A 19052-nucleotide genomic window follows, 5' to 3' on the forward strand; every position below is an offset into this window, starting at 1 on the left:
GGGTCGAGCGCTTAAGCATTGGCCTCGATTCAGTAAGGCTGGTAACACACCACCATCCAGGTCGCCAGCAGGCCGCTGAGCAGCGAGCCGGTGTAGATATTGCCCGTGCGCAGCAGGCAGTAGGTGGACATCAGGCTGGTTACGGCGAACAGCGGGATAAAGCCATTGCCCAGAATCACCAGCAGGGTGTCGTAGCCGACTTCGCCGATATAGGGTTGGCCGGTGCTGTACAGCGAGGCCATCTGCGCGGTGATGACGATCATCACGCCCAGGGCGTTAACCAGAAAGACTGCCAGGGTCCAGATCACCCCGGTACGCAGCGCGCTGCCGAAGTCCTTCATCCTCAGCCAGCCAAACGCCAGCAGGTTGTTGACCAGGAATATTGCGCTGAATGGCAGCACATAGGCCGCCGCCGTGGCCAGCCGATGTGTTTCCAGGGGGCGGATCAGCAGCATCCACCAACGCACATCCACGTTCAGGGTGCTGTAGACCCAGGTCAGCAGCACATAGCCACTGCACACGGTAAGCAGGGCAATGCCGAGCGCCTTGACCAGGTAGCCCCAGCGCACTTCGGGCTGGGCGGTGCTGGTGGACAAGCCGTAGCTGATCAGGCTTTCACCGCGATTTTTTGCGAAGCACAGGTGCCAGACGAAAAACAGGCCGAGGAAGCTCAGCTGCACCGTGGCGAAGAACACCAGGGAGGTGTTGGCGAACAGCAGGGGGAACAGCTCGTTGACGCCGAGGTGCTGCATCGCCGCCATCTGCAGGGGTACCAGCAAATAGGCGACGGCACCGATGATCAGCGCCACGCTGGTGAAATAGACCAGCGCAGCCTGCGGCCGGTGGACCTTGCGCGGCTGTATCAGGCTGCTGAAGTAGGGGGTCGAGAACGCCTTGATCAGCACCCCGAGCATAAACAGGATCAGCCCGATATAGGCGCAGGCGGTCGCCACTTCCTTGTAGGGCCACACCTGGTCCTGCGCGGCCAGTTGCACGGGCGCGGGCGAGGACAGGTCGAGCATGCCGATGACATTGGCGATGGCGGTTTTCGACTGATGCACCCCGGCGTGGGTCTCGGCGGACTGGGTGGCCATGCGCCCGGTACCCTTGGCGAAGTCGCCGTAGACCTGGCCCAGCTGGACCGGCTCGTCGGTGTGGAAGGGGCCCATCAGCCAGAGGCTTTTGACGAAGTCCACGGCCTTCTTTTGGTCGAAGTAATTGATCGCGACGAATTCGTCGTAGCGGCCGAACTCCACGCCGAAGTTGAAGGGGCTGTCGTCGGGTATCCAGGGCGCACCGAGCATAAAGTCGACCTTGTGCCCACCCTGGGCGGAGCCGACGACGATCAGGGTTCTGACCAGTTCGGGGTTGTCCACGGCGGCGGTTACGGCCGACCAGCCGCCCATCGAGTGGCCCACCAGGGCGACATTGGCTTTGTCGATGAAGGGCAGGGTGTGGGCGTAGCGCAGGATGTCGCCAACTCCGCGGCTGCCATCGTTGTCGATGACCTGGGAGCCACCATGGCCGGACAGATCAGGGGCAATGACCACGTAGCCGCGGCGGGCGAACTCGATACTGAAATTGGCCATGACCTCCTTCTGATTGACATAGCCGTGGGCGATGATCACCGCCGGCGCGGGGTTCTCCGTCGTGGCATTAGGGGGGATAAATAGCCGGGCGCTGAGCGGCGCACCATTCTTGGCGCTGACAATAATCTCATTGACGTTAATGGCGTTGTTGCTCGATTGAATTATCGAGGCAGTGAAACTGCCGAATAACACCAATAGCAACCCGAGCAAGAGTAACTTCGCATTCTTCATGATTGGACCCGTTGGGCGATTTGACTTGTGTGGTGGTTATCGGGATAGAGGGCGGAAGACGAATTAGAAGCCGTAGGTGAATTGCACACTGAAACGACTGGTTTTCGGCCCATTCTCCACGCTGAGGTCGCGCAGGTACTGAAAGTGCAGTAGTTGATTTGGGGCGAGTGCCAGGCGTGTAGTCAATTGCATGGAGTGGGTATTGATCTCGGGATCGATGGTATAGCCAGCGCGTGTGGTTTCCCCGCCATGGCTGAAAAAGTTATCCAGCGAAACCATCACCGAACTATTCACGTCGTAACTTAGATGGGTTTCCACGGCATACAGCGGCTCGCGCTTCAGGGTATGGCCATCGGCACCGTAATCATTGTTGTTGGAATACACCTCCACCGAAGGAATGACCTCCGCGACAAAGCCACCGAAGCCCTTGACCAGCCCCGTCTGGGCCTTGAATGCCCATTGGTTGCGACCAAGATTGAGCGGCCGGTCGGCGTCATAGTCGCCCAGTGGAGCGGTCAGCCAGCCGCTGACGCCGAGCCAGGTCTTGTTGTCCGCATCGGCAATTGGCCAGAAACCCAGTAGCAGGGTCGGGTCAGCCAGCCCGGAACTGGACAGGTGGTTATTGCCAACCGCCGCACCGTCAATCTCGACGCTGCCGAATGGAATAATGGCCTCGACGATGGCGGGCATCGAAAAGAACGTGGAGTAGTAGACCGGTAGGAATACATTGATATTGGTATCTATATTGAAGTCATCCGATACCTTGTTGCCATCCTGATACAGCTCATTGCCCGAGCCCTGTATATGCAGAAACTGCAAGCCGGCCGTGCCGGCGGGCAGGGGAATATAATCGCGGGGTTGAACTGCATGGGCGGTCGAATGCACCAGTGTCAGTGCAAACAGCGGGCAAAGCGTAGTGCGAAAAACACGAGATAGTTTCGTCATTAGATATTCCGTCATTTTTATTATTGTCAGCGGTGGTGGCGTGCAGGCAGGCAGTGCAAGTTCTATTGCACTGTGCGTGGGGCCAAAGTTCAGCGATGTTGCGAAATAAGCCACGCCCGAAGACGCAGTTATTGCAGTGATGAGGTTATGGCGATATTGCCTTTCTAGCCATTCGGCTTAGATGCCACGCCGTGTGACGGCCTGCGACTGGGGCCGGCGCGTAACACCCCTGTGACTCATTCGGATTTATCCCGCAAAACTCACCGCGCAGGGCGTGCGGAATCCGCTGGCGGTGTGCCCAGGCGTGCTCGCGGCGCGCTTTATCAAGGCGCTGGCCGCATCGCCACAGTGCATTGGCAACCTCCAGCGGCGCGCAGTATCCGAATATGTCACGGCTGTGCGGCATTCTGCAGTGCCGCCCGTAGGCGCGTAGCCAGGCGGGCAGTGGCTGCACCGTGCTGGCCTCGAAGCGGCTCTAACCCGAATAGAGCGAAAACCGCCGTCTCCCTAAAATTTCCCCCACGCCGAGCAGCGTCTCGAGAAGCGCGAGCTGAAGCGTCCGCAGTCCGTCCGTGGGCTGCTGCGGCGAGCCGACGGCGCTGATCATTCAACAGGGGATTCTTGTGAAAACAGTATTCAGCAGCGATTTGCTCAAGGGCCAGCACGCCATCATCACCGGAGCCGGGAGCGGGATTAACCTGCGCATCGCCGAACGTTTCGCCCAGCAGGGGGCGAGCATCTCGATCATTGGCCGCAACCTGGACAAGTGCCAGGCTGCGGCGGCGCAGATTCAGGCCCAGGGCGGGCGGGCTGCGGGGTTCGCCGCCGATGTGCGGCATTACGAGCATTTGACCGAGGCCTTCGCCCAGGCCCGGGAGCAGTTCGGCCCCGTCGATATCTGTATCGCCGGGGCGGCGGGCAACTTCGTGGCACAGGCCGCGCAGATGTCGGCCAATGCCTTCCGCACTGTGATCGATATCGACCTGATCGGCACCTACAACACCTTCCGCGCCGCGCTGCCGCTGCTGCGCCCTGAATGCTCGAACCTGCTGGCGATCTCTGCCGTGCAGTCGCTGATGCCCACGGCCACCCAGGCCCATGTGTGCGCCGCCAAGGCGGGTATCGACATGCTGGTGCGCACGCTATCGATCGAATGGGCTGCCCAGGGTATTCGCTGCAACGCCATCGCCCCGGGACCGGTTGCCGACACCGAAGGCATGAACCGCCTGGCCCCCGGCGGCGACGCGAGCTGGGAGCGGCTGCTGGCGGGGATTCCCATGGGCCGGGCGGGGGAGCGCGACGAGATCGCCGATCTCGCCTTGTTCCTCTGCAGCGGGGCCGCGCGCTACCTCAACGGGACGGTCGTGGTGATCGACGGCGGCCAGTCCAATACCGGTTCGCTGCCCTTCGGCAACATGCTGCTCGACTCCCTGAAAAGTGCCTAGCAAACCCTCGGGGTTGCCGCGCGTCTTCCACCCATAACAACAAACAACGGTGCTGCCGCATGACAATAACAAGCAGAAATACCGCTTTCCGCCCCCGGGTGCTGGCCGTAGCCATAGCCCTGGGCTGTAGCGCCCAGGCGCAGGCCATCACCTTCGACCTCGGCGAGGTTGAGGGCCAGTTCGACTCACAGCTATCGATCGGTGCCAGTTGGTCGGTGCGCGGTGCCGACCCGGATTTCATCGGTGTGGCCAGCGGCGGTAAAGCCTCGTCGCGCACCGCGGACGACGGTCGGCTGAACTTCAAGAAGGGCGAAACCTTCTCGAAGATCTTCAAGGGTGTACATGACCTGGAGCTGAAGTACCGCGACAGCGGCGTGTTCGTGCGTGGCAAGTACTGGTACGACTTCGAAACCAAGGACGAGAGCCGGTTGTTCTACGACATCGACGATCACAACCGCAAAGAGGCATCGCAGGCTTCTGGCGCGGAGATTCTCGATGCCTTTGTCTATCACAACTACAGCCTCGGCGAGCAGCCCGGCAGCGTGCGGGTCGGCAAGCAGGTAGTCAGCTGGGGCGAGAGCACCTTTATCGGCAACTCGATCAACTCGATCAATCCGGTCGATGTCGCCGCGCTGCGCCGCCCCGGCGCGGAGATCAAGGAAGGCCTGATCCCGGTCAACATGCTTTACCTGTCGCAGAGCCTGAGCGATTCGCTGAGCTTGGAGGCCTTCTACCAGCTGGAGTGGGACCAGACCATCCTCGACAACTGCGGCACCTTCTTCTCCACCGACGTGATCGCCGACGGTTGCGATGACCGCATGGTGGTCGCCGGCCCCGATCTTCCTCCCGGCCTGTCCGACAACAGCGGCCCGGCCAGCGGCAACAACTTCTATCTGCCGCGCGGCGGCGACCGCGATGCCCGCGACGGCGGTCAGTTCGGTCTGGCGTTGCGCTGGTTCGCCAAGGAGCTGAACGACACCGAGTTCGGTCTCTATGCCCTGAACTACCACAGCCGCGGCCCGGTATTCAGCACCACCCGTACTACGGCGGCCAATCCCGCCGGCCTGGGTTACGTCGGGGCGGCACCGACGGCCGGTTACTTTATCGAGTACCCGGAGGATATCCGCCTGTATGGCCTGAGCTTCCAGACCACAGTGGGCAGCACCTCGCTGTCCGGCGAAGTCAGCCACCGGCCGAATATGCCGCTGCAGATCAACACCACCGATCTGGTCTTCGGCGCGCTCGGCCTGGCGGTTTCGCCGGTGTTCGAGTCCGGCCATGGGCAGAACGCCCCCGGCAGCGACCTGCATGGCTACGACCGCCGCGCGGTAACCCAGGCGCAGGTCACCGCCGTGCAGTTTATCGACCGGGTCCTGGGGGCGAGCCGTCTGACCCTGCTGGGCGAGGTCGGTTACAACCATATCAATGGCATCGACGACGACGTCGGCGAGCTGCGCTTCGGCCGCAACGCGGTCTTCGGGGCCGGACAGCTGTCCTCGCAGGCCACCTGCCGCGCCTTCAACTCGGCCAACCCGGACGAGTGCAACGACCAGGGCTTCTTCACCAGCCATTCCTGGGGCTACCGCGCCCGCGCCAGCCTGGAGTACAGCAACGTGTTTGCCGGGGTCAGCCTGACCCCGAGTCTGGCCTGGTCGCATGACGTGGCCGGCTACGGGCCGAACTTCGACGAGGGCAGCAAGGCCATCAGCCTCGGCCTTAGCGCCGCCTACCAGAACACCTATAACGCCAGCCTCAGCTACACCGATTTCTTCGGCGGCGACTACAACACCGTCACCGATCGCGACTTCGTTGCGCTCAGTTTCGGCATCAACTTCTAGGCGATCGAGAAAGGTTATTCCGATGAAAACAATAAAAATTCTGACCCAAGGCGGCGCGCTGGCACTCTCGCTGCTGGCCTGCGCAGTCATGGCCGCGGTAACCCCCGAAGAGGCCGGCAAACTGGGTACGACGCTGACGCCGGTGGGCGCGGAGCTGGCCGGCAACGCCGACGGCTCCATCCCGGCCTGGAACGGAGGCCTGCCAGCCACCGCCGGGACGGCGGACGCCAATGGCTTCCTGGCCGATCCGTTCGCCGACGAAGCGCCGCTGTTCACCATCACCGCGCAGAATGCGGCGCAGTACCAAGAGCGCCTGACGCCCGGCCAGCAGGCGCTGTTCAAGCGCTACCCGGACAGCTACCGGATCCCGGTGTTTCCCAGCCACCGCAGCGCCGGGCTGCCCGCCGATGTGCTGGCCGCGGTGAAGCGCAACGCCACCCGCACCCAGTTGGTCGCCGGGGGCAACGGCCTGGAGAGTTTCGAAAGCGCCATTCCCTTCCCGATTCCGCAAAGCGGCCTGGAGGCCATCTGGAATCACATCACCCGTTACCGCGGCGGCAGCGTGAAACGCCTGGTCACCCAGGCCACGCCCCAGGCCAATGGCACCTACAGCCTGGTGTACTTCCAGGATGAATTCACCTTCCCGAAGAACGTGAAGAACGGCAGCGTCGGCCAGGATGGCAACGTGCTGTTCTACTTCAAGCAGCGGGTGACCGCGCCTTCGCGGCTGGCCGGTAACGTGCTGCTGGTCCACGAGACCATCGATCAGGTCAAGGAGCCGCGCATGGCCTGGGTCTATAACGCCGGCCAGCGCCGTGTAAGGCGCGCCCCGCAGGTGGCCTACGACGGTCCGGGCACCGCCTCCGACGGCATGCGCACCACCGATAACTTCGACCTCTACAACGGTGCGCCGGATCGTTACGACTGGAAGTTGGTCGGCAAGAAGGAAATCTATATCCCCTACAACAGCTACCGTCTGGATTCGCCGCAACTCAAGTACAGCGACATCATCAAACCCGGCCATATCAACCAGGACCTGACCCGTTACGAACTGCACCGGGTCTGGCATGTGGTGGCCACATTGAAGGACGGCGAGCGGCATATCTATGCCAAGCGCGACTTCTATCTCGACGAGGACACCTGGCAGGCGGCCGCCATCGATCACTACGACGGTCGCGGCACCCTCTGGCGCGTCGCCGAGGCGCATGCCCAGTACTACTACGACAAGCAGGTGCCCTGGTACACGGTGGAAACCCTGTATGACCTGCTGTCGGGTCGCTACCTGGCGCTGGGTATGAAGAACGAGGAGAAGCACGCCTACGACTTCAGCCATACCGCCGCGGAGCGCGACTACACCCCGGCCGCCCTGCGCCAGGCCGGGGTGCGCTAAGCCTGGCCGTCACCGCGCGCGGGTCCGGGCCTGAATTCGGGCCCGCCTGCGCGTCTTTCTCTGTGCTGGTGCCCCGCGGGTCGCTTGTGGCTTGCCACAGCGGCCCCCTGGCACGGCCATCCCACATCTGAACCCCGGAGGTCAGTCGTGCAAGGTTTGATGATGAAGTTCAACCTGAATATCACCGCGATCATGCGCCATGCCGAGCAGCTTGCCGGCACGCGCGAGATCGTCTCGCTGTTTGCCGACGGCGCGCTGCACCGTTACAGCTACGCCGAGGCCTTCACCCGGGTGCGGCGGCTGGCCAACGCCCTGGATCGCCTGGCGGTTGGCCCCGAGGCCCGCGTTGGGACGCTGGCGTGGAACGACCACCGGCATTTCGAACTGCACTATGCCGTGCCCTGTTCGGGGCGGATCTGCCACACCATCAACCCCAAGCTGTTTCCCGAGCAGATCAGCTACATCATTCAGCATGCCGAGGATGAAGTGCTGTTTATCGACCCGCAGTTCATCCCCCTGATTGAGGAGTTGCACGGCGAATTCGCCTGCGTCAAAACCTACGTTGCCCTGTGCGATACGGCCGCGCTGCCGGCCAGCCGCCTGCCCAACCTGCTGAGCTACGAAGCCCTGTTGGCCAGGGAGGCGGACAGCTACGTCTGGCCCGATCTGGACGAGGGCCGGGCCAGCGGCCTGTGCTACACCTCCGGCACCACGGGCAACCCCAAGGGTGTGCTTACCAGCCACCGCAGTACCGTGCTGCACGGCATGTCGCAGAATATGGCGGACAACGTCGGCCTGCGGGCCGTGGATGTGGTCATGCCGCTGGTGCCGATGTTCCATGTCAGCGCCTGGGGCATGCCGTACAACGCCGCCATGGTGGGGGCCAAGCTGGTGCTGCCTGGGCCCAAGGTCGCCGATGCCGAGGCCATGGTGCAGCTGATCAACCGCGAGTCGGTCAGCTTCTCCCTGGGCGTGCCCACGCTCTGGATCAGCATCGCCAAGCATTTACAGGACAGCGGCCGCAGCGTGCCGAGCCTGAAACGCGCGGTGTCCGGCGGCGCGGCCTGCCCCCTGACCCTGATCCAGGCCCTGGCCGAGCAGGGGGTGGCGCTGGAGAACGGCTGGGGCATGACCGAGCTGAACCCCATGGGCAGCTACAACCGCTACCAGAGCTGGTATGCCGAGCTGGACGAGGGGCAGCGCCACCGGCAGTTGCTCAAGTCCGGCCGGGTGCTGTTCGGCGTGGAGATGCGCATTGTCGACGAGCAGGGCCAGCTGCTGCCGCGGGACGGCGTGGCGGCGGGGGCATTGCAGGTGCGCGGGCCCTGGGTGCGCAGCGGTTATTTCGGCCAGGAGGGCATGGACGACTGGTTCGACACCGGCGATGTGGCGACCCTCGACAGTCGCCACTATATGCAGATCACCGACCGCACCAAGGACATGATCAAGACCGGCGGCGAATGGATCTGCTCGGTCGAGATCGAGAACGCCATCATGGCTCACCCCCAGGTTCTGGAGGCGGCGGTGATTGGCGCGCCCCATGAGCGCTGGAGCGAACGGCCGCTGCTGGTAATAGTGCCCACGGCGGCGGATGCGCCGCCCAGCCATCAGGCGCTGCGCGCCTTCCTGCAAGGCAAGGTGCCGAAATGGTGGTGCCCGGACGCCACCGAGGTGGTGGTCGAAATACCCCATACCGCCACCGGTAAGGTCAGCAAAAAACTCCTGCGCGAGCGCTACGCCCACTACCAGTGGCCCGAGGCGAGCGAGTCGTAAGCCCGGTAGTTGGGCGTGCACCGCCGCGCGCCGCCATGGGCGGCTGACCGAGCAATTTCGAGGCTGAACCGGCATAACAGTTGAGCGTGTGCGCGACATCCTGCAGAGGTGTCGCGTTTTTTTATTCAAGTCCGATGGCACCACTTCCTAAGTGGAGTTGCTGCGCGCCTAAGCGCGGAAACGACTCGGCGGTACCCCACTCCAGCGCTGGAAGGCATGGCGGAAGCTGGCGGTTTCGCTGAAGCCCAGGTATTCGGCAATCCGGCAGATCGGCCAGTCCTCCTGGCCGAGCAGGGTCTTGGCCTGTTCGAAGCGCAGCTCGTCGAGCAGCTCCTGGTAGTGGGTGCCGAGCTCCTGCAGATGCCGCCGCAGGGTACGCGGCGAGCAGTGCAGTTGCTGGGCCAGCAGTTCCAGCCCCGGTGGCGCGCTCAGTTGCGTGGCCAGCAACTGGCGTACCCGCGCCAGCCAGGCCTGGCGGGTGGTGAATTCGGCGTTCTGCTTGCGGCAGCGGGCGAGCATCTCGCGGTGGGTCACCGGGTCGGCCAGGGGCAGGCGCTTGTCCAGCCAGGCGGCGGGGAAGGCGAAGGCGTTGCGCCGGGCATTGAACTGCAGCGGGCAGGCGAAGCTCAGGGGGTAGCGGGCGCTGTAGGCCGGTTCGGCATAGCGGAACTGCGCGGCGCTCAGTTCCAGGCGCTGGCCGAGCAGGTCGTCGCAGATCAGCTTGAGCGAGGCCAGGCACATCTCCAGGTTGAACACTTCCAGGGCGGCGGCATGCCGATAGTCGTCGGCGCTGACCCAGGCCAGTTCGCCTTCCACCTGCAGGTCCAGCCTGAAATAGGTGCCGAGCAGGGCCGGGTACTGCAGCATCAGCCGCCAGGCGTCACCAAAGGTGGCACTGGAGAGGGCGGCGTAACCAACCATGCCATAGGCCGTGATATGCATGCGCCGGCCCAGTTCCAGGCCCAGGTCGTTGCGCAGCAACAGGGCGTTGGCGCACACCTGCAATTCCTGGGTGCGGGTGATGCGGGTGTCGGCGCAGCCCAGGTCGGCCGCGGCGATGCCGCTGTCGGCCAGCAGTCGCTCGGTCAGGGCGGGCTGCTCGGCGAACAGGTCGAGAATCAGGGACACCACGTGCAGGGTGGTCAGGTGGGCATGCAACATCGGGGATAACCGCAACAGTTCGGAATGCCCGAATGACGCAAGAACTATGCCGCGGCAATGCAGGGGGCCGGGGTATCCGGGCCCCTGCGACTAGGCCAGACCTAGCGGTTGCGCAGGAAGGCGCTGATAAAGTCGCCCTGGTTGGGGGCTTTTTCGTGGGTGGTGAACACCAGACCTGCATCGCCCTCGCGCAGTTTGAGTTGTGCGCCAAAACTGCACTGCACGGTTTTCAGCTGCTCGGCCTGGGCTTTGAACGCCGCGCTGTTCTCACACAGGTTGGCCATCTGGCGCACCACTTCGCCGCAGAAGCTCGGCACGCCGAGGCGCTGCAACTGGTCGTCTTCGATGGCTTGCCAATCCACCGCGGTGGTCAGTGGCGTGCCACAGCTATTCGAGGCCTGCTGGTCGATCTGCTGCAGTTGCGCGCTGAAGTCGGTCACGCGCTGCTCGCGGTCGAAGCGGCTCAGCTTGTCTTGAATGCCCTTGTTCTTCTGCTGTTCGTAGAGCGCCAGCAGGGCGGTCGGTTTGGCGGCCTTGCTCTTGGCTTCGTCGAAGCCCAGTTCGAAACCCTCGGTGTCTGGCAGATAGAGCTGGAAGCGCTCGCCACCCCAGCCCTGGCGCTTGACCAGCAGGTTGGAGGCGCTGCCATTGAGGGTAGTGCTGTAGCTGAGCTCATCGTTGCCACGGTCTTTGATCGTGGTGAGCAGTACCACTTCGTCCAGCGGGTGGTTGATGCCGCTGACCTGGACCAGCGCCTGCTTGCTATCGCTGCTGGGTGCAACGATAACGCTGATGCCTTTGCCGGCATCGAACACTTGCGGGTACTTGGCCAGCTCGAGGGCGCTGGCGTTGAGGGCAAACAGTGAAGCAGCGAGCAGTAGCGACAGCCTTGTCATGGGAGCGTCCTTGGTAAGTGGTGGAGCGCCGAGTATAACCAGGCCGCCGGGATGGGTCATGGCCGCTGCCAGGCCGCGTGGCTCGCCCGACGGCATGCACCTCGACAAACGGTTGCCCGGGGTGCTCGCCAGCCCAGGCTTTGCGGTATACTGCGCGGCCTTTGGCCGGTTGTACCCGGCTATAAGTCGCACACAAGCCACGCCGGTTCTCCCGCGTGGCTTGTTGGTTTTTGTCGCGCCAACGGGCGCATGAATGAGAGGCACGACGATGAGCGCACTGGTTGGCGTGATCATGGGCTCCAAGTCCGATTGGTCCACCCTTAGCCACACCGCCGAGATGCTGGACAAGCTGGGCATTCCCTATGAGGTCAAGGTGGTGTCCGCCCACCGCACCCCGGACCTGCTGTTTCAGTACGCTGAACAGGCTGAAGAGCGCGGCATCCAGGTGATCATCGCCGGTGCCGGCGGCGCGGCGCATCTGCCGGGCATGTGCGCGGCCAAGACCCATCTGCCGGTACTCGGCGTGCCGGTGCAGTCGGCGGTACTCTCGGGGGTCGACTCGTTGCTGTCGATCGTGCAGATGCCGGCCGGTATTCCGGTCGCCACCCTGGCCATCGGCAAGGCCGGCGCGGTCAACGCCGCGTTGCTGGCCGCGAGCATCCTCGGCCACCAGCACCCGCAGTTCCATGCGCGTCTCAAGCAGTTCCGCCAGGAGCAGACCGAGACCGTGCTGGATAATCCGGACCCGAGGGACGCGTAATGAAGATCGGCGTAATAGGTGGCGGCCAACTGGGTCGCATGTTGGCCCTGGCCGGCACCCCGCTGGGGATGAATTTCGCCTTCCTCGACCCGGCTCCGGATGCCTGCGCTCAGGCGCTCGGCGAGCATATCCGGGCCGACTACGGCGACCAGGACCATCTGCGCCAGCTGGCCGATGAAGTCGACCTGGTGACCTTCGAGTTCGAAAGCGTGCCGGCCGAGACCGTGGCCTTTCTCTCCCAGTTCGTGCCGGTCTACCCCTGCGCCGAGTCCCTGCGTATCGCCCGCGACCGCTGGTTCGAGAAGTCGATGTTCAAGGACCTGGGCATCCCCACGCCCGAGTTCGCCGATATCCAGTCGCAGGCCGACCTCGACGCCGCGGCCGCATCCATCGGCCTGCCGGCGGTGCTCAAGACCCGGACCCTGGGTTACGACGGCAAGGGCCAGAAGGTCCTGCGTGCTGCTTCCGATGTAGTCGGTGCCTTTGCCGAGCTGGGCAGCGTGCCCTGCATCCTCGAAGGCTTCGTACCTTTCACCGGTGAAGTGTCGCTGGTGGCGGTGCGCGCCCGCGATGGCGAAACGCGCTTCTACCCGCTGGTGCACAACCGCCACGACAGCGGCATCCTGGCGCTGTCCATCGCCAGCAGCGATCACCCGCTGCAGGGCCTGGCTGAAGACTATGTCGGTCGGGTGCTGAGCAAGCTCGGCTATGTCGGGGTGATGGCCTTCGAATTCTTCGAAGTCGACGGCGGCCTCAAGGCCAACGAGATCGCCCCGCGGGTGCACAACTCCGGGCACTGGACCATCGAAGGGGCCGAGTGCAGCCAGTTCGAGAACCACCTGCGTGCCGTGGCCGGCCTGCCCCTGGGCTCGACCGCCAAGGTCGGCGAGAGCGCGATGCTCAACTTTATCGGTACGGTACCGCCGGTGGAGCAGGTCATTGCCATCGACGACTGCCATCTGCACCACTACGGCAAGGCCTTCAAGGTCGGCCGCAAGGTCGGTCATGCCACCCTGCGCTGTGCTGACCGCGCCACCCTGGACCAGCAGATCGCTGCCGTCGAAGCCCTGATCGCCAAGGGCTGACGCGCGCTTTGTGACTAAGCTCTTGCGTACGTTCATGCACAGAGCTTCGTCATAAAGTACCTGCTTCTGCTGTGTTTGCTGTACCCGCCGCTCTGCCATGCCGAACAGCTGTTGCGCGCCGATTACCCTGAGCGCCCGACGCCCTGCCTGTCGGGCCACTGATCGAGGTACTGCGGCCATCGAAGCGCAGTTCCACAAGATCGGTTTCAGCGACTACAGCTATGCCGAGTACCAGTACGAGCAGTCGATCGGCAATTACTACGGTGCCTCCCTGCGCCTCTATCTGGGCCAGAAACAGGCCCTGTACGAGCAACTGGCGTGGCAACTGCGGCAGATGCGCGACAGCGGCGAAATCGCCCTGATCTACAACCGCTATGGCGTGGCTCGGCCGGACAGCGTGGAGTAGCTCGGGCACCTGGGTGAACGGCCTGGCGCTTGAGCGGTCTGATCAGCGGTAACTTCAGTACACCCTATCCCCACTGCGGAGAGCCTCGGCATGAGCATTATCGGCACCATTCTTATCGGCCTGATCGTGGGCCTGATCGCACGCTTTCTCAAACCTGGCGATGACAGCATGGGCTGGATCATGACCATCCTGCTCGGTATCGGCGGAGCCATTGCCGCCACTTACGGCGGTCAGGCCCTGGGGCTCTACCAGCCGGGCCAGACGGCAGGCTTTCTCGGGGCCGTAATCGGGGCGATGGTTTTGCTGGTAATCTACGGCGCAATCAAAAAGAACTGACCCGCCCCGAGCCCCCTGCGACCGTGAGCCTGTCCATGCGCCATCTGTTGTTGCTGCCCCTTGTGCTGATAAGCAGCCTGGCCTGCGCCGAACTGCCGGAAACCGACTGGCTCGACCTGATGCCTGAAGAAGACCGTCTGGCCCTGGAAGCCATGCCGGAAATCAGCCATGAAGGCGCGGAAATGGAGAGCGGCTTCTATACCCCTGGCGGCCTCAAACAGCAGACCGCCGACCTCCCCGCGGTGATGTATTCCAGCAAAACCGTCCCCGCCTTCGACGGCAAACAGATCCGCCTGGGCGGCTACCCGGTTCCTCTGGAAACCGACGCTGCCGGCCGCAGCACCCTGTTCTTCCTGGTGCCATACCCCGGTGCCTGTATCCACGTCCCACCGCCGCCACCCAACCAGCTGGTGCTGGTGCGCTACCCCAAAGGCATCGAACTCGAGGACATCTACGCCCCGCTCTGGGTCAGCGGCACGCTGAAGATCGAACAGGTCAACAATGAGCTGGCTGATGCGGCCTATGCGCTGGAGGCGGGGGTGGTTAGGGTGGTGGTGGAAAGCGATCTTTGATTCGCAGCCCTCGGTTTGGGGGTGAAAGCGCTTTTGATTGCTCCGCACTCGATAGGCAGTGCCTGTCCGTTTTCCGTTACGCAGCAACGCGCCATGGGCCGCTGGTGGTAAAGAACTAACTCAAAAACTGTCGGGAGGCTAACCTCCTGGGCAGCCTGGTCGAGGGCGTCGACTGCCAGGCATTGCCTCCAACCGCCACCAAGCCTAGGCCGGGGATGTCTATCGGAGCAGGGTAGTCCAAGTCTTCTTCATTAATCTCGGCTACTTCGCCAGGGTTTGTTCGATGCTCTCGCTCAATACCTTGAAGCGTGGAATGACCTCTTCGGGTGGTGGTGTCAGGTCTTTCAAGTCATCGGTGCCCTGCTGGAAGGTGAACATCTGCACCGCGAGCAGCGGCGACCGCGTGCCGCCTCTGTGGGCCAGGGCGAACCAGGCACGCTCCTGTTCCGCGGAGCCGGGTTTGGGATCGAGGCGCCAGCCTTCCAGGCCGGCCAGGCGCTTGCCCAAGTACAGGCGCTCGATAAACGAGGTTTTTGTCCACTTGTTGCCGTCGTAACCTGGACGGTAGTCGGTGTCGTAGGTGCCGGTGGTGGGCTTGGTCTGCCAGGGGTCGTTCGCAGACGCGGCGACCAGAGTGAAGATGACATTGGGGGTGCGGGTAAAGCGCAGGCTGTTTTTGATGCTGTAGGCGGTTTTGCCCTCGTCGGCGATAAAACCGTAGGGGAAGCAGAAGCCTGGGCCTTTGGGTACTTCGTAGAGTTCGCGTGGCTGGAAGCGGGCCATCAGCGCCTTGATACGCTCGACAGAGTCGGGCCCTGCCTTGCCGAAGGTGAAGTAGTACACTCGGTTATTGCGCCAGAGCAGGGCCTCGCTAGGGGAAACACTGTCTCCCAAAAAGTAGGCGTCGGGAATGCCTAGGTCGTGCTCATGGACTTGCATAAGTGGGATTTTTCGTTCTATTTCTCTTATGTCAGCCTCAAGCTCGGAAATCTCCTTTTGCCCATATCCAAGGCTAGGCAACTCTTTCAGACGGAATTTATCGATCTCGAGATCTTCTTCTAACTGCTTTTGATAGAGCCTTGCCGTTCCCTTTATATATTTCGCGGCACCCTCAAACTTCGAGCGCTCGACAATATCGCTGACATAGAGAACCAGGCCGTCATAGTCATAGCTGGCGTTGTCCCCCTTCGCGCCGACTTTCAGGCCAAATCCATGTCCGCCACCCTTTGAAATGCGGTTAGTGTACTCAGCGTGGAATGTGGCCCATTGCATCTCCTCCGGCACATCGAATGTCATGCGCCCAATGCACTCCTGACGCGACGCGTCAGCCAGCGCCATACCGGCAGGGATCAGCAGGCTAAGGCTTAGGTACTGGAATATCGTTTTCATGTGCGGCGGGTTCCTTCTACGTGCATGCCACCAGCATCGGCGAACGTCTGATCGGACTGCTCAAACAACTGAGCCAGGATTGTCAGGTTGATGCCGGAGTCATTGTTTTCCCCCCGTGTCCAGTTGGTTGGCAAGGCGCAGATAAAGCCCTGAACCCCCACTGGAGGCGCGAAGGACTTGACCGCAGCCAGAGTATTTGAACGCCAGAATCGTTCTTCGTGTGGCATCGGCTCCATCAGTTCACCGCCCCGGCGCAGGTCGTCCAGATCACGGTAGGCCCAGGTAGGCCAGGTGGAGGCGGGGAAGCCTGTCTTTTTAAATTCCTTCAAGTCCGGCGTTTTGTGTGGCTGCACTTGACTGATATTTTGCGGGATAAAGTCGAATGCGCGGTTAAATGCCCGGCTGTTGGCTGCTGCACGTTTCTGTATCGCCCGCCAAGTTTTCTCCGCCGCTGGCTGTTTAAGATACTTCTCCAAGTGAGTAGCGGCCGTAACGGATGATGTTTTCGGTAACCCGATACCGAAGTGTTTCTTCCAGAGATCTACCCGTAATTGGTGGATAGCCTTGCTGACCGTATGCTGGCATTTGCCATCAAGCGAGGTTTGTACGGGTGTGCTGTCGCGCACTATGACCGCCAGTTCCGAGTCGCGCTCGCCTTGCAGGCTACGGTCGTTGATATTGGCGCTGCCGAGAATAGCCACCCGGTCGTCGGCGATCAGCAGCTTGCTGTGCACGTAGATCTGCTCGGTAACCACGCGCCCTCCAAGCATTTCCCAGGTGCGCAGGTTGAGTAGGGTTAGGTAGCGGGTCCAGTCCTGTTGCTCGTAGACGGGACGGTTGTCCGAGTCTAGGCGTTCGATAACCTGGAGTGCCTCTTCACGGCTGACTTTCCGATCCAGCAACTCACGTAGCGCCATACGCCGCTGGATACGCCGGATCAGGCTGTGCTCGCCAAATACCAAGCTCTGCATGGTCAGGCTGACCTGATGCATGATATTCAGGACATTCAGCGCGCCCTCCGGGTGAACCGGCAAGATCATATAGACATGGAACGGCAGCTTCTCATCGATGGCACGGCCAATCCGATTGGCCAGCGCCTCGCTGATATCGTTGAGCAAGCCAGTTTGTCCCTCCCCCAGTTTATGGGTGAACCAGCCTTGGGCGTTGACGCCCCACATGGCCAGCATGCCTTTCAGAAAGGCACGGGCTTCCATGCTGGGTTCTTGGGCGATGGCGTCGACCTCTTTCCAGTCCAGTTGCCAGATATCCTCGGCCTCCAAGGCCTCGTGTAACCGTACACGGGCGACGAAGTCCTGGCGCAGGCTGGCGGGGTCGCGCAGGCTGGCCATCGGGCCAGATAGCGGGACTAAAGGATTCAGTTCTCCCTCGTCCCCATAGGCACTCTGAAAAAACTGGTTCTCGATATAGATAAAGTGCTGGGCACTGGAGATGGCCTGGTGCATAGCCGCCTTGCAGTTTGTCTGTACGCCCACGTTATCGATGCCGGGCGGTAGTGGTAGGTGGATACCGGTACGCTGCCGGCCGACCTGTTCCTGTTGGACCATCCGGCTGGCGGCGCTGCGCAGCACCTGTACGCTCATCCCGCCCGGTGTGACGGTTGGGGCTTGGGGCAACTGCCCGGCGGCATTTATCCAAACAGGGCGGGGTGTGGGAAAGTTCAAGCGCGGGCTATTACTGACCTTGATGCCGAAGCCCAATCGATCCAGGCCCGTATCGCTGGCTAAATCATTGAGCCACTGCACCACGGCCTCCAGCAGGTTGCGCACCAGAGTAGTGTCCTGCAGGGCTGGCGTGTCAGCGAGATAGGCTTGCTGACCGTTCCAGCGCTCGATGAAATTACGCGCTACATCGTAGACCGATGGGCCTTCGATGCGGCAGTGCACATCCTGCCAGGGCATACGCGGTTGGTCGTCGGCCAGGCGGCCATTGTCCGGGGACGCAAGTGGTTGTGGTGTTTCATGCAGATAGGGATAAGGGGCCAAGTGCCCCTCCGAACGCTCCTGCAAGAGATGATAGATAAACCAGAGCATCGAACTGGCCAACTCATTGGTGCTCTCACGGTAGACGCCTGGAATGTCCTCGAAGCTTTTGCCGCTGAGAACAGACACCACTCTCCCGAGGTCGGTCTGGCTCATCCATTGGCTGATCAACTCGATGCTCTTGATGCGTAACGATTCGTAGAGATTGCCCCCCGCCTCCTGTAGCTCGCGCAGCCAGTCTTGCAATTGCAGCTTCAGCTCCTCTGTCATCGGGACGTTATCGAGGTTGTCGCCAATCAGCCTGGCCATCGTCTGAATGCTTTTGCCCATCATCTGACGCTGGGCCACGCTAAGCTGCTCAAAGCCTTCGTCGAGGTTTTCCATGGCGCTGTTCTTGGCGCGAATCAGCCCTTGCAGAACAGGGTGTGGAGGGCTGCGGAAGAGGTCCGCAATGTAGGTCACACCATTTAGCGCCGTGCTTCTACTGAGCGGGATAAGGTCTGAGCCCGTCACCGGTGTGGACAGGTCAAACAGCGTCGCCATCATCAGGCCCATCGAGCTGACGTGTTTGTCCAGATCCATCCAGCCGAGTTTCGGTAGCCCAGGGTTGTAGGCGTCATTACCTTGCCGTTTGCTGGCGTCGAGGCTGAAGTTGTTGTCGTCGCGTCGTCCGTAGGCGAGGTCGATGCCGCCGACATAGCCAATACGGTTGTCGATCACCACGGACTTCTGGTGATGGGAAAAGGCTACTCCGAGCCCCTGCATGTCGCTCTGCTGAATGGCCGGAGTACAGAAGGCTCGGGCACCATCGCTAAGACCGGCATTGAGCTGGAAGATTGCCAGCATGGTCTCGAAGTCATAGGTGCCCACGCTACCTGATGGGCTTAGCCACGGCATGACATAGACTTTCAACGCAGGCTTATTCTTCAGCGCCTGGTGCAGGCATTGCCAGAGGCTGCGCTTGCCATCCAGCAACACGTCATAGTTAACCTGCCAACCCGTGATGAAAATGCTACTGCTGGCCTGATCTATTGCCGCGGCCACGTCTTTGAAATAGTCCTCGCCAGTGGTGAAGAAACGTACGTTATTGCCGGTGCGTTTGGGGGCAAACAGGTTCTGTCCGTTAATGAAGAAGTCTGGCGCGGAATACGCCACACAGGCTTTGCCATCCTGTGTGTTGATCTGGTTCAGTTCCTTTTCGCGTACACCGTTGTAGGCAGGGTTAGTCGCCATGGC

General features: G+C 62.0%; 15 protein-coding genes. 9 read left to right on the forward strand and 6 right to left on the reverse strand.

Annotated elements, in window-relative coordinates; translation table 11 throughout:
• Positions 1-29 precede the first annotated feature (29 nt).
• The gene (locus AACY13_RS00055; protein WP_339458182.1) at positions 30-1820 is read right to left on the reverse strand and encodes an alpha/beta hydrolase family protein; all 1791 of its coding nucleotides are present in this window, start codon (positions 1818-1820) and stop codon (positions 30-32) included.
• Between the two features lie 63 nt (positions 1821-1883).
• Positions 1884-2765, reverse strand: a complete 882-nt coding sequence (locus AACY13_RS00060; protein ID WP_339458183.1) for a transporter — start codon at positions 2763-2765, stop codon at positions 1884-1886.
• 623 nt (positions 2766-3388) lie between these two features.
• On the opposite strand from AACY13_RS00060, the gene AACY13_RS00065 reads away from it, so the two are divergent.
• From AACY13_RS00065 to AACY13_RS00080, 4 genes are all read left to right on the forward strand, one after another.
• Positions 3389-4210 (forward strand): SDR family oxidoreductase, encoded by an 822-nt coding sequence (locus tag AACY13_RS00065; RefSeq protein ID WP_339458185.1) that lies wholly within the window; start codon positions 3389-3391, stop codon positions 4208-4210.
• Between the two features lie 59 nt (positions 4211-4269).
• Positions 4270-6048, forward strand: a complete 1779-nt coding sequence (locus tag AACY13_RS00070) for a DUF1302 domain-containing protein (protein ID WP_339458187.1) — start codon at positions 4270-4272, stop codon at positions 6046-6048.
• Positions 6049-6070: 22 nt separating this feature from the next.
• The gene (locus tag AACY13_RS00075) at positions 6071-7438 is read left to right on the forward strand and encodes a DUF1329 domain-containing protein (protein WP_339458188.1); all 1368 of its coding nucleotides are present in this window, start codon (positions 6071-6073) and stop codon (positions 7436-7438) included.
• 147 nt (positions 7439-7585) lie between these two features.
• Positions 7586-9211, forward strand: a complete 1626-nt coding sequence (locus AACY13_RS00080; protein ID WP_339458190.1) for a long-chain fatty acid--CoA ligase — start codon at positions 7586-7588, stop codon at positions 9209-9211.
• 168 nt (positions 9212-9379) lie between these two features.
• Here the strand turns inward: AACY13_RS00080 and AACY13_RS00085 are convergent, their stop codons facing one another.
• The gene (locus tag AACY13_RS00085; RefSeq protein ID WP_339458191.1) at positions 9380-10372 is read right to left on the reverse strand and encodes an AraC family transcriptional regulator; all 993 of its coding nucleotides are present in this window, start codon (positions 10370-10372) and stop codon (positions 9380-9382) included.
• Between the two features lie 101 nt (positions 10373-10473).
• Positions 10474-11268 carry a hypothetical protein gene (locus AACY13_RS00090; protein WP_339458192.1) on the reverse strand — a complete coding sequence of 265 codons (795 nt, stop codon included), beginning with the start codon at positions 11266-11268 and terminating at the stop codon, positions 10474-10476.
• Positions 11269-11536: 268 nt separating this feature from the next.
• Between AACY13_RS00090 and purE the strand changes: the two genes are divergently transcribed.
• The 5 genes from purE to AACY13_RS00115 all read left to right on the forward strand — a co-directional run bounded on the left by purE (position 11537) and on the right by AACY13_RS00115 (position 14427).
• Complete coding sequence (gene purE / locus AACY13_RS00095) at positions 11537-12028, forward strand: 5-(carboxyamino)imidazole ribonucleotide mutase (RefSeq protein ID WP_339458193.1); 492 nt, start codon at positions 11537-11539, stop codon at positions 12026-12028.
• A complete protein-coding gene (locus tag AACY13_RS00100; protein ID WP_339458194.1) occupies positions 12028-13113 on the forward strand; it encodes a 5-(carboxyamino)imidazole ribonucleotide synthase in 1086 nt (361 codons plus the stop codon). The genes purE and AACY13_RS00100 overlap by 1 nt, the downstream gene beginning before the upstream one ends.
• 97 nt (positions 13114-13210) lie before the next feature.
• The gene (locus tag AACY13_RS00105) at positions 13211-13519 is read left to right on the forward strand and encodes a hypothetical protein (RefSeq protein WP_339458195.1); all 309 of its coding nucleotides are present in this window, start codon (positions 13211-13213) and stop codon (positions 13517-13519) included.
• A gap of 90 nt (positions 13520-13609) precedes the next feature.
• Positions 13610-13855 (forward strand): GlsB/YeaQ/YmgE family stress response membrane protein, encoded by a 246-nt coding sequence (locus AACY13_RS00110; RefSeq protein ID WP_339458197.1) that lies wholly within the window; start codon positions 13610-13612, stop codon positions 13853-13855.
• Positions 13856-13890: 35 nt separating this feature from the next.
• Positions 13891-14427, forward strand: coding sequence for a DUF3299 domain-containing protein (locus AACY13_RS00115; protein ID WP_339458199.1), 537 nt, complete (start codon positions 13891-13893; stop codon positions 14425-14427).
• Positions 14428-14688: 261 nt separating this feature from the next.
• Here AACY13_RS00115 and AACY13_RS00120 read toward each other — a convergent pair whose 3' ends face one another.
• Together AACY13_RS00120 and AACY13_RS00125 are read right to left on the reverse strand one after the other, a co-directional pair.
• Positions 14689-15816: a T6SS immunity protein Tli4 family protein gene (locus AACY13_RS00120; RefSeq protein ID WP_339458200.1), complete on the reverse strand. Its 1128-nt coding sequence runs from the start codon at positions 15814-15816 to the stop codon at positions 14689-14691.
• Positions 15813-19049: a phospholipase D-like domain-containing protein gene (locus AACY13_RS00125; RefSeq protein ID WP_339458201.1), complete on the reverse strand. Its 3237-nt coding sequence runs from the start codon at positions 19047-19049 to the stop codon at positions 15813-15815. Before AACY13_RS00125 ends, AACY13_RS00120 begins: the two co-directional genes overlap by 4 nt.
• Positions 19050-19052 lie beyond the last annotated feature (3 nt).

Source organism: Pseudomonas sp. EA_105y_Pfl2_R69 (assembly GCF_963970915.1).
GTDB lineage: Bacteria > Pseudomonadota > Gammaproteobacteria > Pseudomonadales > Pseudomonadaceae > Aquipseudomonas.

Bases quoted from the DNA above. Each gene is read 5' to 3' on its own strand.
- AACY13_RS00055 (WP_339458182.1), bottom strand. From the start codon at position 1,820: ATGAAGAATGCGAAGTTACTCTTGCTCGGGTTGCTATTGGTGTTATTC.
- AACY13_RS00060 (WP_339458183.1), bottom strand. From the start codon at position 2,765: ATGACGAAACTATCTCGTGTTTTTCGCACTACGCTTTGCCCGCTGTTT.
- AACY13_RS00070 (WP_339458187.1), top strand. From the start codon at position 4,270: ATGACAATAACAAGCAGAAATACCGCTTTCCGCCCCCGGGTGCTGGCC.
- AACY13_RS00075 (WP_339458188.1), top strand. From the start codon at position 6,071: ATGAAAACAATAAAAATTCTGACCCAAGGCGGCGCGCTGGCACTCTCG.
- AACY13_RS00085 (WP_339458191.1), bottom strand. From the start codon at position 10,372: ATGTTGCATGCCCACCTGACCACCCTGCACGTGGTGTCCCTGATTCTC.
- AACY13_RS00090 (WP_339458192.1), bottom strand. From the start codon at position 11,268: ATGACAAGGCTGTCGCTACTGCTCGCTGCTTCACTGTTTGCCCTCAAC.
- purE (WP_339458193.1), top strand. From the start codon at position 11,537: ATGAGCGCACTGGTTGGCGTGATCATGGGCTCCAAGTCCGATTGGTCC.
- AACY13_RS00100 (WP_339458194.1), top strand. From the start codon at position 12,028: ATGAAGATCGGCGTAATAGGTGGCGGCCAACTGGGTCGCATGTTGGCC.
- AACY13_RS00105 (WP_339458195.1), top strand. From the start codon at position 13,211: ATGCCGAACAGCTGTTGCGCGCCGATTACCCTGAGCGCCCGACGCCCT.
- AACY13_RS00110 (WP_339458197.1), top strand. From the start codon at position 13,610: ATGAGCATTATCGGCACCATTCTTATCGGCCTGATCGTGGGCCTGATC.
- AACY13_RS00115 (WP_339458199.1), top strand. From the start codon at position 13,891: ATGCGCCATCTGTTGTTGCTGCCCCTTGTGCTGATAAGCAGCCTGGCC.
- AACY13_RS00120 (WP_339458200.1), bottom strand. From the start codon at position 15,816: ATGAAAACGATATTCCAGTACCTAAGCCTTAGCCTGCTGATCCCTGCC.
- AACY13_RS00125 (WP_339458201.1), bottom strand. From the start codon at position 19,049: ATGGCGACTAACCCTGCCTACAACGGTGTACGCGAAAAGGAACTGAAC.